Source organism: Arthrobacter sp. MPF02 (assembly GCF_046605375.1).
GTDB lineage: Bacteria > Actinomycetota > Actinomycetes > Actinomycetales > Micrococcaceae > Arthrobacter.
Map to the genome: position 1 here is coordinate 645838 of NZ_CP176772.1, position 12807 is coordinate 658644.

At 67.4% G+C, this 12807-nt stretch carries 14 protein-coding genes; 9 read left to right on the forward strand and 5 right to left on the reverse strand.

The window, feature by feature from the left end; genetic code table 11:
- The first annotated feature begins 141 nt into the window (after positions 1 to 141).
- The 4 genes from ACLH0K_RS03100 to ACLH0K_RS03115 are packed head-to-tail and all read left to right on the forward strand — an operon-like array spanning position 142 to position 4505.
- Positions 142 to 1641, forward strand: a complete 1500-nt coding sequence (locus ACLH0K_RS03100) for a CoA-acylating methylmalonate-semialdehyde dehydrogenase (RefSeq protein ID WP_411375410.1) — start codon at positions 142 to 144, stop codon at positions 1639 to 1641.
- Entirely contained in the window at positions 1641 to 2735 is a 1095-nt protein-coding gene (locus ACLH0K_RS03105) for an enoyl-CoA hydratase/isomerase family protein (protein WP_411375411.1), read from the forward strand. The genes ACLH0K_RS03100 and ACLH0K_RS03105 overlap by 1 nt, the downstream gene beginning before the upstream one ends.
- Positions 2728 to 3732: a 3-hydroxyisobutyrate dehydrogenase gene (gene mmsB, locus ACLH0K_RS03110; RefSeq protein ID WP_411375412.1), complete on the forward strand. Its 1005-nt coding sequence runs from the start codon at positions 2728 to 2730 to the stop codon at positions 3730 to 3732. Before ACLH0K_RS03105 ends, mmsB begins: the two co-directional genes overlap by 8 nt.
- Positions 3729 to 4505: an enoyl-CoA hydratase gene (locus tag ACLH0K_RS03115; protein WP_411375413.1), complete on the forward strand. Its 777-nt coding sequence runs from the start codon at positions 3729 to 3731 to the stop codon at positions 4503 to 4505. Before mmsB ends, ACLH0K_RS03115 begins: the two co-directional genes overlap by 4 nt.
- On the opposite strand, the gene ACLH0K_RS03120 is transcribed toward ACLH0K_RS03115, so the two are convergent.
- Entirely contained in the window at positions 4492 to 5469 is a 978-nt protein-coding gene (locus ACLH0K_RS03120; protein WP_411375414.1) for an NAD(P)/FAD-dependent oxidoreductase, read from the reverse strand. The two genes, ACLH0K_RS03115 and ACLH0K_RS03120, sit on opposite strands and share 14 nt — an antisense overlap.
- 66 nt (positions 5470 to 5535) lie before the next feature.
- Here ACLH0K_RS03120 and ACLH0K_RS03125 point away from each other — a divergent pair, with 66 nt between their 5' ends.
- From ACLH0K_RS03125 to ACLH0K_RS03135, 3 genes are all read left to right on the forward strand, one after another.
- A complete protein-coding gene (locus ACLH0K_RS03125; protein WP_411375415.1) occupies positions 5536 to 6120 on the forward strand; it encodes a helix-turn-helix domain-containing protein in 585 nt (194 codons plus the stop codon).
- A 97-nt stretch (positions 6121 to 6217) separates the two neighbouring features.
- Positions 6218 to 6871: a DedA family protein gene (locus ACLH0K_RS03130; RefSeq protein WP_411375416.1), complete on the forward strand. Its 654-nt coding sequence runs from the start codon at positions 6218 to 6220 to the stop codon at positions 6869 to 6871.
- A 131-nt stretch (positions 6872 to 7002) separates the two neighbouring features.
- Positions 7003 to 7980 carry an SDR family oxidoreductase gene (locus ACLH0K_RS03135; protein ID WP_411375417.1) on the forward strand — a complete coding sequence of 326 codons (978 nt, stop codon included), beginning with the start codon at positions 7003 to 7005 and terminating at the stop codon, positions 7978 to 7980.
- A gap of 75 nt (positions 7981 to 8055) precedes the next feature.
- Here ACLH0K_RS03135 and ACLH0K_RS03140 read toward each other — a convergent pair whose 3' ends face one another.
- The 4 genes from ACLH0K_RS03140 to nadE form a co-directional block, all read right to left on the reverse strand.
- Positions 8056 to 8841, reverse strand: a complete 786-nt coding sequence (locus ACLH0K_RS03140; RefSeq protein WP_411375418.1) for a MerR family transcriptional regulator — start codon at positions 8839 to 8841, stop codon at positions 8056 to 8058.
- A 56-nt stretch (positions 8842 to 8897) separates the two neighbouring features.
- On the reverse strand, positions 8898 to 9233 hold the full coding sequence (locus ACLH0K_RS03145) for a hypothetical protein (RefSeq protein ID WP_411375419.1): 336 nt from the start codon (positions 9231 to 9233) through the stop codon (positions 8898 to 8900).
- A gap of 123 nt (positions 9234 to 9356) precedes the next feature.
- On the reverse strand, positions 9357 to 9560 hold the full coding sequence (locus tag ACLH0K_RS03150; RefSeq protein ID WP_009357211.1) for a cold-shock protein: 204 nt from the start codon (positions 9558 to 9560) through the stop codon (positions 9357 to 9359).
- Between the two features lie 395 nt (positions 9561 to 9955).
- Positions 9956 to 10810: an ammonia-dependent NAD(+) synthetase gene (gene nadE / locus ACLH0K_RS03155; protein ID WP_411375420.1), complete on the reverse strand. Its 855-nt coding sequence runs from the start codon at positions 10808 to 10810 to the stop codon at positions 9956 to 9958.
- A 65-nt stretch (positions 10811 to 10875) separates the two neighbouring features.
- Between nadE and ACLH0K_RS03160 the strand changes: the two genes are divergently transcribed.
- Together ACLH0K_RS03160 and pyrE are read left to right on the forward strand one after the other, a co-directional pair.
- Complete coding sequence (locus tag ACLH0K_RS03160) at positions 10876 to 12111, forward strand: FAD-dependent oxidoreductase (protein ID WP_411375421.1); 1236 nt, start codon at positions 10876 to 10878, stop codon at positions 12109 to 12111.
- An 18-nt stretch (positions 12112 to 12129) separates the two neighbouring features.
- On the forward strand, positions 12130 to 12714 hold the full coding sequence (gene pyrE, locus ACLH0K_RS03165; RefSeq protein ID WP_411375422.1) for an orotate phosphoribosyltransferase: 585 nt from the start codon (positions 12130 to 12132) through the stop codon (positions 12712 to 12714).
- Positions 12715 to 12807: the final 93 nt, after the last annotated feature.

The window sequence follows — 12807 nt, forward strand, 5'->3', positions numbered from 1 at the left end:
GTAAAGCAACGCGGAACGCTCCGGGCCGTCAGGGTGCGGCCCCTGCCGGGTCAATGGAAGTTGGTGAAAAGCCCGGGTATATTCGCAACCAGGCATGACCTGGGCCACATCCAACTGGACCAATGCGAAGGAGCATCAGCCATGGTGCGCGGGCTCTCCCACTACATCGGCGGCCGGCTCGTGGAAGGCACCTCCGGACGCTTCGGTGACGTCTTCGACCCCTGTACCGGCGACGTCCAGGCCCGGGTCCCGCTCGCCAACCAGGACGAGGTGCGCCAAGCGGTAGCCGCCGCCGGCGAGGCCCAGGCCGGATGGGCAGGGACCAACGCGCAGCGGCGGGCCAGGATCCTGCTCAAATTCGTGGACCTGGTCAACCGGAACATGGAAGAGCTGGCCCGGCTGCTGTCCTCGGAACACGGCAAAACCCTCGCGGATTCCAAGGGGGACATCCAGCGCGGCCTGGAAGTGGTGGAGTTTGCTGCCGGGGCTCCGCACCTGCTCAAAGGTGAGTTCTCTACGGACGCGGGCACGGGCATCGACATCCACTCGCTCCGCCAGCCGCTGGGGGTGGTGGCGGGTATCACGCCCTTCAACTTCCCCGCCATGATCCCCCTCTGGAAGTCGGCGCCCGCGCTGGCCGCCGGGAACTCCTTCATCCTCAAGCCCTCGGAGCGGGACCCGTCGGTGCCGCTGCGTTTGGCCGAGCTGTACAGCGAGGCAGGCGTTCCCGACGGCGTCTTCACCGTGGTCAACGGGGACAAGGAAGCCGTGGACGCGCTGCTGGAGGACCCGTGGATCAAAGCGGTGGGATTTGTGGGATCCACCCCCATCGCCCGGTACATCTACGCCACCGCCGCTGCCCACGGCAAACGGGCCCAGTGCTTTGGTGGCGCCAAGAACCACATGGTGGTCATGCCGGACGCGGACCTGGACCAGGCGGCGGACGCCCTGGTGGGTTCCGGTTACGGCTCGGGCGGCGAGCGGTGCATGGCCGTTTCCGTGGCCGTGCCGGTGGGTGAAGAAACCGCGGACCGGCTGGTGGCGAAGCTGCAGGACCGCGTCAAGGGACTCCGGGTGGGCCACAGCCTGGCGCCGGACTCCGATTTCGGGCCGGTGGTGTCCGCAGCGGCGAAGGAACGTATCGAAGGCTATATCCGGTCAGGCGTGGACGACGGCGCAGCCCTCCTTGCCGACGGGCGCGGCCTGAGGGTGGAGGGCCACGAGAACGGCTTTTGGCTGGGCCCCACCCTTTTCGACCACGTCACCCCGGAGATGGCCGTCTACCGGGACGAGATTTTCGGGCCCGTCCTCAGCGTGGTGCGGGCTGCGGGCTACGAGGATGCCCTCCGGCTGTGCACGGAGAACCCGTACGGCAACGGGGTGGCCATCTTCACCCGGGACGGTGACGCCGCCCGCGACTTTGCCACCAGGGTGGACGTGGGCATGGTGGGCATCAACGTCCCCATCCCCGTTCCGCTGGCCTACTACACGTTCGGCGGCTGGAAGGCCTCCGGCTTCGGCGACCTGAACCAGCACGGTGCGGACGCCTTCCGCTTCTACACGAAAACCAAGACCGTTACCACGCGCTGGCCTTCCGGGATACGGCAGGGTTCCAGCTTCGTCATGCCGGAAGGAAGCTGATGACGGAAACTGCACCTAACGGAAACGAGGTGCTCTTTGAGCGCCGGGGCGGGCTGGCGGTTATCACGCTCAACAGGCCGAAGGCCGTCAACGCGCTCACCGCCGGCATGGTCGAGGCGGTGCTGGGGCAACTCGCGGCATGGGCGGACGACGACGGCGTTGCCACGGTCCTGGTGCAGGGCGCGGGGGAGCGGGGCCTGTGCGCGGGCGGCGACATCGTGGCCATCTACCAGGACATTCCGCACGGCGGGGCACGCACGGCGGAGTTCTGGCAGGCCGAGTACCGCATGAACTCCCTGATCGCCCGATATCCCAAACCCTACGTGGCGCTGATGGACGGCCTGGTCCTGGGCGGGGGAGTGGGGATCTCCGCGCACGGGTCGGTCCGGGTGGTTACCGAACGCACCAGGACAGGGATGCCCGAGACGACCATCGGCTTCGCTCCCGACGTCGGCGGCACCTTCCTGCTGGCCCGGGCACCAGGAGAAACGGGGACGCATGCAGGCCTGACGGGCGCCCACCTGGACGGACCGGACGCGCTGTACCTGGGGCTTGCCGACCACTTTGTCCCCTCCTCGGAGCTGCCCCGCCTGGTGGCCGCCTTGGAGGACCAAAGCGCGGAAGCCGCCGTCGGACGCTGGGCCCGGGAGGCGCCGCCTTCCGCGCTCGCCGGGCGGGGAGAGTGGATTGATGCCTGCTACGCCGGGAACGACGCCGGCGACATCGTCCGCAGGCTCCGCGCTTGGCGGGGCGACGGCGCGGCCGAGGCTGCCGCGGCCGCCGACAGCATAGAAGCGAAATCACCGACGTCCGTCAAGGTCACCCTGGAATCGCTGCGGCGGGCCAGGATGCTGACGCTGGACGAGTGCCTTGCGCAGGAATACCGGGCCGGGCTGCATTTCCTCAGACATCCCGATTTCCGGGAGGGGATCCGTGCGCAGGTGGTGGACAAGGACCGCACGCCGCACTGGAATCCGCCCGGCCTTGGCGGCGTGCTGCCGGAACACGTCTCCCGCTTCTTCGAGCCTGGCGGCAGGGAACTGGACCTGCGGGCAGGCGGGGACCTGCCGGTAAGGGAGGCCGGCCATGTCTAAGACGTATACCGTGGCGTTCCTGGGACTGGGGCACATGGGCGGACCCATGGCCGCGAACCTTGTCAAGGCGGGTCATACCGTTGCCGGCTTCGACGTGGTTCCTGCAGCCCTCGACCGGGCACGCGCGAACGGCAAACCGGTGGCACCGGGTGCAACGGAAGCGGCGGCCGGCGCCGATGTGGTGCTGACGATGTTCCAGACCGGCCGGCAGGTGCTCGACGCCTACCGCGGGACTGCGGGCCAGCCAGGGCTCCTGGCCGCGGCGGCTGCCGGGACCGTGTTCCTGGACTGCTCCACCATCAATGTGGATGAGGCGCGGGAAGCTGCCCGCCTGGCAGCCGGCGCCGGGCACCGCTCGGTGGATGCACCCGTCTCGGGCGGAGTGGTGGGTGCGGAAGCGGGCACCCTCACCTTCATGGTGGGCGCTGAAGAAGCGGACTTCGACGCCGTCCGGCCGCTGCTGGAGGTGATGGGCAAACGCGTGGTGCATTGCGGGACACACGGCGCCGGCCAGGCGGCGAAGGTCTGCAACAACCTCATCCTGGGTGTGTCGATGATCGCGGTGAGCGAGGCCTTCGTGCTCGGCGAGAAGCTGGGCCTGAGCCACCAGGCCCTGTTCGACGTTGCATCAGCAGCTTCGGGGCAGTGCTGGGCCCTGACCACCAACTGCCCGGTGCCCGGGCCAGTCCCCGGCAGCCCGGCAAACCGCGACTACCAGCCCGGCTTTGCGGGCGCCCTGATGGCCAAGGACCTCAATCTCGCGGTCAACGCCCTGCGCAGCGCCGGGGTGGCGGGCCGGATGGGGCCGCTCGCCGCCGAAATCTACGATACGTTTGCCGCGGAAGGCGGTGCCGGCCGGGACTTCTCCGCGATCATCACGGACATCCGGAAGAAGTCGGAACAGATCGCCGGGCAGATGGAACCAGGGGCGCCCGGCATTCGGGTCCAGGGGCATCACCACGCCGCAACAGCGCACGACGACGGGAGTCCTGAATGACGGAGTACGCCAACATCCTCGTGGAGCAGCGGGGCAGGGTGGGGCTGGTGACCCTCAACCGGCCGCATGCCCTGAACGCACTGGACAAGGCCACCATGGAGGAACTGGTGTCCGCCGCCACCGCCATGGACGCCGATCCCGGCGTGGGCGCGGTGGTGATCACCGGATCCGGCAAGGCGTTTGCAGCAGGGGCCGACGTCAAGGAAATGGCGTCCCAGGGCTACATGGACATGTACGCGGCCGACTGGTTCCGCGGCTGGGAGGACTTCACCCGGCTGCGCATTCCCACTGTCGCCGCCGTGTCCGGCTTCGCGCTGGGTGGGGGCTGCGAACTGGCGATGATGTGCGACCTCATCATCGCCGGCGACAACGCCAAGTTCGGGCAGCCGGAGATCAACCTGGGCGTGCTCCCCGGAATGGGCGGATCCCAGCGCCTCACCCGGGCGATAGGCAAGGCGAAGGCGATGGACCTCATTCTCACCGGCCGGTTCATCGGGGCGGAGGAAGCCGACCGGTGCGGCCTGGTATCCCGTGTTGTTCCTGCCGAGGACGTGGTGGATGAAGCCCTCAAAGCCGCCGGGGTGATTGCCTCGAAGTCGAAACCAGTGGCCATGGCGGCCAAGGAAGCCGTGAACGCCGCCTTCGAGACCGGACTCGCCCAGGGGGTGCTGTTCGAGCGCCGGCTCTTCCATTCGCTGTTTGCCACCGAGGACCAGAAGGAAGGCATGGCGGCCTTCACGGAGAAGCGGGAACCCGCGTTCAGGCACCGGTAAGGGCCGCGGAAGCCCGGTAGCTCCGGAGGTCACGTTCCAGTTCCTCCGCCATCAGGTGGTTGTTGATCACGACGGCGGTCCACGCCGCGGAGGCGGCGGACGCCAGGACCTGGGCCCGCAGGTCAGTGACATTCCCGGCAGCCCAAACACCAGGTACGGCGGTGGCGCCCTCGGCATCGGTTTCGAGGTAGTCGCCGACGCCCATCGGGTGCGGCGTGGCTCTGAGGCCCAGGCCGGTGAATGCGCCAAGGCGGGCATGGACGCGGGACCCCACCACCACGGCCTGCACAGCCACCTCCGGGCCACCGGCCAATGCGACGCCGCGGAGGGAGCCGCCCTCCACCCTGAGGCTTTCCACCGCCCCTTCCACCACCTTGATTCCCCGTGCCGCCAGTTGTTCGAGTTCCCCGTCGCCGGGGGTTACGGTGTTGTTCAGGAACAAAGTGATGTTGCTGCTCCATTGCCGGAACAGCAGGCTCTGGTGGACTGACCATGGCCCGGTGCCGAGCACGCCGATTGCCTGGTCCCGGACCTCCCAGCCGTGGCAGAACGGGCAGTGCAGGACGTCTTTGCCCCAGCGTTCACGGAGCCCGGGGATATCGGGCAGCTCGTCCCTCAGCCCGGTAGTGATCAGGAGTCGCCGCCCGCGGAGCCGCGCGCCGCCGTCGAGCGTTAGCTCAAAGCCGCGGTGCACGTCGCCGGCGGCCGCGACCACTTCTCCCGGCACAACGGCCGCGCCGTATCGTTCCGCCTCTGCCCGCCCCACGGCCAGCATTTCCGCCGGACTGATCCCGTCGCGCGAGAGGAAACCGTGAACTCCCTCGGCCGGGGCGTTGCGCGGCTCGCCGCTGTCCACCACCGCTACGGATCGGCGGGTGCGCCCCAGCAGCTGGGCCGCACTCAGGCCGGCCGCCCCGCCGCCAGCAATTACTACGTCATACAGGGTTCCAGTTCGTTCAGTCATGCCTCCATGCTGAATCCTGCTAAGCACGACTGGCAAAGTATTTTGCTGTTCTGGCAAACTGGAGCCGTGAATGAAAACCTCGACGACGTATTGGCCGCCGTCGGTCCCAGGCTCAAGGCATTGCGCGTGGGGCGCGGCGCCACGCTGGCAGAGCTGGCCGCGTCCACCGGGATCTCAGTCAGTACGCTGTCCCGGCTCGAAGCGGGGCAACGGCGGCCGAACCTCGAACTGCTCCTGCCGCTGGCCAAGGCCCACCAGGTGCCGCTGGATGAATTGGTGGGTGCCCCCGAAACGGGTGATCCGCGGGTGCACCTGCGGCCCATCGAGGCCCACGGCATGACCATCATCCCGCTCACCCGGAAACCCGGCGGCATCCAGGCGTACAAGCACATCCTTCCGGCGGGCCGGACTGAAGAACCAAGCCCCAAGGTGCACGAGGGATACGAATGGCTGTACGTCCTGAACGGCAAGCTGCGCATGGTGCTCGGCAGCCAGGACCTCATCCTGGGGCCGGGCGAGGCGGCGGAGTTCGATACGCGCATCCCGCACTGGTTCGGCAGGGCGGACGGCAAGGCCGTGGAGTTCCTTAGCCTTTTTGGCACCCAGGGGGAGCGGATGCATGTCAGGGCCAGGCCTTCCTCCGGACGATAGGGGGCATCGCGGGGCTGTCAGGTTGCGTTCAGGCCCGTAAGGTAGACAGGACCGCAGGAAAACGCACAGGCGATGCCGCGGACATTGGGGAGACATCATGTGGGGAGCAGCCGCGGAGCCGGCCAGTCCGACTGACGGACTTGGAGGCCTGGTAGGCGTTGCCGCCCGGGCCATTGACAGGCTGGGCGAGTGGGGCGTAGGCGGTTTCACCCTGGCCGAAACAGTGGTCCCGCCCATACCCAGTGAGGTGATCCTGCCCCTGGCCGGCTACCTTGCCCGGCAGGGTGCCCTCAACCTGGTCCTGGTTTTCGTTACCAGCACGCTGGGCGCCTACGCGGGCGCCCTGTTGCTTTATTGGCTGGGGGCGAAGCTGGGACTGGAGCGGTCCATCCGCGGGCTGTCCAAACTGCCGCTGGTGGACCGCGAGGACTTTGAGCACGCTGCGGCGTGGTTCCGCCGCCACGGCAGGCCATCAATTTTCTTCGGCCGCCTGCTCCCGGGGGTCCGCAGCCTTATTTCGCTTCCCGCCGGCGCGTCCGCCATGCCGCTGGGGACCTTCAGCCTGTACACCCTGGCCGGCAGCAGCGTGTGGAACGGGGCGCTGATCGGGCTCGGTTACCTGCTGGGTGCCCAGTACAGGCTGATCGAGGAGTACTCCCGGTTCCTCAACTACGCCGTGTACGCGGCACTGGTACTCACGGTGGTGCTGCTCGTGGTCCGGCGCTTTCGGCGCGCGAAAGCGAGCCGCTGAGTTCGTAACCCCACATACGGGACGCTCAACGGTTGGAACGTTGTCCTCCGGGCCCGGCCTCGCTAGCATCGAAGCGGTAAGCATACTTACTGTTCTGTCCTCCCCGATGGGGAGGCAGGAAGGGAAGCCGGATGCGCGTCAAAAATTCAGTCATTGTGATTACCGGTGCGTCCAGCGGGATCGGGCGCGCCACCGCCCTCCGCTGCGCTGATAAGGGCGCGCGGCTGGTGCTGGCAGCGCGCGGAGGGAAGGCGCTTGAAGCTGTTGCCCGCGAATGCAGGAAACGCGGCGCGAAGGCCATCGCGGTGGTCACGGATGTGACGGAGCCGGCCATGGTGGACGACCTGGCGGCACGTGCGGTGGCGGAGTTCGGGCGCCTGGATGTGTGGGTCAATAACGCAGCGGTCGCAGCCTTCGGACGCCTGACCGAGATCCCGCCCGCGGACTTCCAGCGTGTACTGGACGTCAATATCTCCGGATACGTCAACGGGGCCCGTGCCGCCCTCAGCCGTTTCGCAGGGCAAGGAACGGGCGTCCTGGTCAACGTGGCGTCCGTGGTGGGGGAAACGCCGCTGCCCTACAACGCGGCTTATTCCATGTCCAAGGCCGCGGTCCGTTCACTCAGCGTCAGCCTGCGCTCGGAACTGGCACTTGAAGGTGTGTCCGGCGTGAAGGTGTGCACAGTCCTGCCCGCCACGATCGACACCCCGTTCTACCAGCACGCCGCCAACTACAGCGGGCGCCGGCTTGCCGCCATGCCCCCGGTCTACACCGCGGAACGGGTTGCGAAGGCGATAGTCCACGTCATCGCCCGCCCCCGCCGCGAAACGGTGGTGGGCGGCCTGGCCGGGCGCCTGCTGGTCCTGCAGCATAAGGTCACGCCGAAAAGGGTCGAAGCGGCCGCGGCCCGGCAGGTGGACAGGAAGCAGCTGCCCCGCCGCAAACCGGCCCCGGTGACCTCCGGCAACCTGCACCGGACCTCCGAATCAATCAGGAAGGGGTCCATCGGCGGCAACTGGCACGGCTGGCGCCGGACCGCGCAGCGCAGGATCCTGGCGGCAGCCGCGCTCGCCGGGGCCGCGGCGGCCGCAGGAAAGCGGCTGCGCTGACCCAGTGCACGCTCCCGGCCCATCTAAGATTCCGGTGAGCCGGGATTCCGTGCGCCCGGAACTGGGGCCCGGCAACTAGAGGTTCTGCTCCGCGTAGGCTCGCAGCGCGTCCCGGACAAATCCGGCGCCAGACTCTCCACCGTAGTTCACCCCAAAACGGGGATCGGCAACATACATGTCAGCGAGGCCCGTTACGTAGCCCTTGACATCGCCGCCCCTTTCCGCGGCCGGGGTACCCGGGATGGATATCAGCCATTCAACGTGCCGTTTGGCCAGGACCTGCGCTTCAGGGCTGTCCGCTGCGACACCGGATCCGGCGGCAGCCACCCAGTCCTGCCCCAGTTTTTCCGAGCGGGCCTTCCACTCCTGCCTTTCGTCATCACCCATGCCCCGCCACCAGGAATCGCCCTTGGCGTAGGTCTCCTTGCCCCAGCGCTCCTCCACCTCGTCCTTGTACTGCGTGTGGTCAAAGCCGTCAAACATCTTCTCTGCCATCAGCTCGCCTCCTCCTTGTACTGTTTCAATCGTTTGCCGGACGGACCGGATCTGCCGGGACAGCCGCTCCTTTTCCTGCCGCAGCCACTCCAGGTGCCGTGACAGGGCCTGCACCGTGTCCGTCTGTTGTTGGAAGACCTCAGCAATGGCCGGCAGTCCCAGCCCAAGCCCGCGAAGGAGCAGGATCCGTTGCAGCTGGAGGAGGGCGGCGCCGTCGTAATAGCGGTAGCCGTTGCCACCCACCCGGCTGGGCTTCAGGAGCCCGATATCGTCGTAGTGCCGGAGCGTGCGGCTGGTGGTGCCGGCCATCCGGGCCACGTCCTGGACTGACCAGTCCCTTCCCGGCCGGGCAGTGTTGTCTTCCATGGTTTCGAGCCTAGGGGTTGACGCAACGTCAAGGTCAAGGGACAGCGAACGTATGGTCAGCGGGCGGGCCGGTGCCGCGGCGAGCGCGTCCTGGCCTGGGCAACGAGCCGGGTGAACGCGAAGATGAAAACTGCTTCGATGAGGAGCATGAGCCCCACCAGCAGCCACTGCTCCTGGGCAATGAAGACAATGCAGCCGGTCAGGGCCAGGATGGTGCCCAGTGCCAGCGTGTAGGCGGCGAAACCGACGGCGACACGCGCGCTCCGCACGCCTGTGCGGAAGCCGAAACCCTGGGGCTCCCCGCCAGGGTAGCCGGGAACCCGGTCAGGCGCGGCAGGCCCGAGCGCATCGAACTCTTCCCAGGGATCCTTGTCCCGGGCATCTCCGGTCATGCTTCTATTATCCCAAAACGGGCGCCGGCCGCCTGGTGTCCGGGCATGAAACAGCGGCCCCGCCGGCATGAACCGGAGGGGCCGCTGAAGGGGTGCTCCGGCTAGGGCCGGAGATCTCAAGCCTTAGAGCGGGCGGATGTTCTCTGCCTGCGGGCCCTTGGGGCCCTGGGTCACATCGAATTCGACCTTCTGGTTCTCGTCCAGGGAGCGGTAACCGCTGGTGGCGATTGCCGAGTAGTGGGCGAAAACGTCAGCGGACCCGTCATCGGGGGCAATGAAGCCAAAACCCTTTTCGGCGTTGAACCATTTAACTGTGCCTGTTGCCATGGCTGCATTCCTTCATGTGACTCTGATTCTCCCCCCGGCGCGTCAGGCCGGAGTGCGCGGAGAACGTCCCCCGCAGTCCCCAAAGTACGGGGACAACGCCCTGCTTGCAAGGGTTTTGCGCGGTATGGCGTCTTTCAGCGCATGCCTTCCCGGCGTATGGCAGTTGCGACTGCCGCAGCCCGTACCCTTCCGTGCAGGGGCACATTGCTGCGGACACGCCGTCGTGGTGGCGCGAAGGCATACCGGATCACCCAGCAGCTGGGCGGCGGGGAAGCACGCTGAAGTAGCCCGACTTTGCCGGAAAAGGGCGACGGCGCGCCGCACCTTTCCGGTGCGTCGCGCCGTCGTGCTTCCCCAAAAGTGGGCTGATTCGGCGGCTGGTGCCGGCCTTAGGTTTACAGGCCTGCCCGGGGCTCTTCGGGACCCTCGTGCTTCCACCAGGTGTCGAAGATGGTGACGGGAACAGTGCGCTTGTGCCGGGTCCGCAGGTACTTCTCCTCGATCAGTTCAGCGACGTGCTCCGGAACCTCCCGGCCCTCCAGATAGTCGTCAATCTGGTCGTAGCTCAGGCCAAGCTCGTCCTCATCGGTGCGGCCGGGCTTGTCATCCAGCAAGTCGGCGGTGGGCACCTTTTCCCATACCCGGGCAGGGGCGCCCAGCTCTGCCAGCAGCTCCCGGTTCTGCCGCTTGTTCAGCCCGAAGAGGGGCAGGATGTCCGCGCCACCGTCGCCATACTTGGTGAAGAAGCCGGTGACGGACTCGGCGCCGTGGTCCGTGCCGAGCACCAGGTAGTTGTGCTCGCCGGCCAGGGCGTACTGGGCGATCATGCGGGTACGGGCCTTGGTGTTGCCCTTGTGGAAGTCTGAGATCTCGGTGCCCACGGTCTTCTCGAACTCATCCTCGAACCCGTCCACCGCTGCGGAAATGTTGAAGGTCCATTCGGTCTTGGCCTGGATGAAGTCCAGCGCCGCCTGGGCATCCTCCTCGTCATGCTGCACGCCGTAGGGCAGCCGTACGGCCACGAAATTGGCCTCCACGCCCTCGGCTTCCAGCTCCTCAACGGCGAGCTGGGCGAGCTTCCCGGCCAGGGAGGAATCCAGGCCGCCCGAGATACCCAGGACAAAGCCCTTGGTCTGCGTGGCCTTAAGGTAGTCCTTGAGGAATGTGACGCGCTTGCGCACCTCCCCTGCGGGATCGATCCGGGGCTGAACGCCCATTTCTTCGATGATTTTCGCCTGAAGTTCGCGCATGTGGTCCACACTAGCCGCCGCGCCCGCTGCTGCGCAGCAGGTGCTGCCCGGCGTAGCGTGGGTTTATGGAGCAGGCGGGATGCGTTGTTGTGGGCGGCGGCCCGGCGGGCATGGTGCTGGGGCTGTTGCTGGCCAGGGCCGGGGTCAAAGTTGTTGTCCTCGAAAAGCACGGGGACTTCCTGCGGGACTTCCGCGGCGACACGGTCCATCCTTCCACCATCCGGCTGATCGACGAGCTGGGGCTGGGGGAGGGCTTCCGTCAACTGCCCCAAAGCCGGCTGGACCGGGTGGCGCTTCCCGTTCCAGGAGCGGAACCGGTCACGCTCGGCGATTTCAAGATGTTGAAGCCTCCCTACAACTACGTCGCCATGATGCCGCAGTGGGACTTCCTGAATTTCCTGGCTACCGAAGCGGCTGCAGAGCCCACCTTCACGCTGTTGATGGAGCATGAGGCCACGGGCCTGGAGTTCGACGGCGGGCGCGTCACAGGAGTGCGCTACCGGAAGGGCGGAGGTTCGCAGAACGGCGGGGGAGTGCTGCGGGCCGGACTGGTGGTAGCCGCCGACGGGCGAAAGTCCGTCCTGCGCCGGGCAGCAGGGCTGCGGCCAAGAGAGTTCCCGGTACCCTTCGACACCTGGTGGTTCAAGCTGCCGAGGCGTGCTTCGGAAGAGGGAGTGGTGGCCGGAGTCGTGCCTGCCTTCGGGGACCGGGAAGCAATGATCGCCCTGACGCGGACCGACTACTACCAAATGGGATACGTCCGCGCCAAGGGCGACGACGCCCGAATCCGGGCCGAGGGCATCGAACGCTTCCGGGAACGTATCGCCAGGCTGCGCCCGGACCTCGCGGACCGCGTCGACGCCATCCGCTCCCTCGACGACCTGCACTGGCTGGACGTCAGGTTGGACCGGCTACGGCGCTGGTACGTGGACGGCTTCCTGTGTATTGGCGATGCCGCCCACGCGATGTCCCCGGTAGGCGGCGTAGGGATCAACCTGGCCATCCAGGATGCCGTCGCCACCGCTGCGCTCCTGGTGCCGGACCTGCGCCGGGGGAAGGTGCCCGTAAAGAGCCTGGCCGCTGTGGAACGGCGGCGCCGGATGCCCACTGTTGTTATGCAAACCGTTCAGCGTGTCATGCACCGGGCAGTGTTCGTTCCGCTGTTTTCCGGAAGGACGCCTGCCGTCCAGCCGGTAGCGGGGTTCATCGTGCGCCACGCCCCTGTGGTGAGGCGTGCCCTGCCCCGGCTCATCGCGTTCGGCCCCCGTCCGGAACACGCCCCCGGTTTCGCCCGCCGCTGACCCACTAAACTGGAGCGCATGACTTCCCCCAGTGAGACTGCAGTGCACTCTGCAGCCGCCCGCGCCCGCCTGCTCGAACTGATCAAGGAGCTTGCCGTAGTCCGCGGCAGGGTCATCCTCTCCAGCGGAGCGGAAGCCGACTACTACATCGACCTTCGCCGCATCACCCTGCACCATGAGGCGTCCAGGCTGGTGGGCCAGGTCATGCTGGCGCTGGCGGACGAGGCCGGCATCGACTTCGAATGCGCCGGCGGGCTCACCATGGGTGCTGACCCTGTCGGCACTGCAGTGATGCACGCCGCCGCCGACGCCGGCCGGACGGTGGACGCCTTCGTGGTCCGTAAGGCACAGAAGTCCTACGGCATGGGCCGCCAGGTGGAAGGCCCCTCCGTGGAAGGCCGGAACGTGCTGGTCCTGGAGGACACGTCCACTACCGGCGGCTCGGCACTGACCGCAGTGGAGGGCGTGCGCAAAGCCGGCGGCAACGTTGTGGCAGTGGCCGTGATCGTGGACCGTGACACCGGCGCCAAGGAAAAGATCGAAGCCGAAGCGGGCGTCCCCTACCTGTTCGCCTTCGGCAAGGACGAACTGGGACTCTCTTAGCCGGTCCCGGTTAGCCGGCCGTTCCCGCCCTGGCTCCCTGCCGGGGCGGGAACCGCCGGCCGCCTGGCCATGCAGCCCTAGGTTACCGGCGGG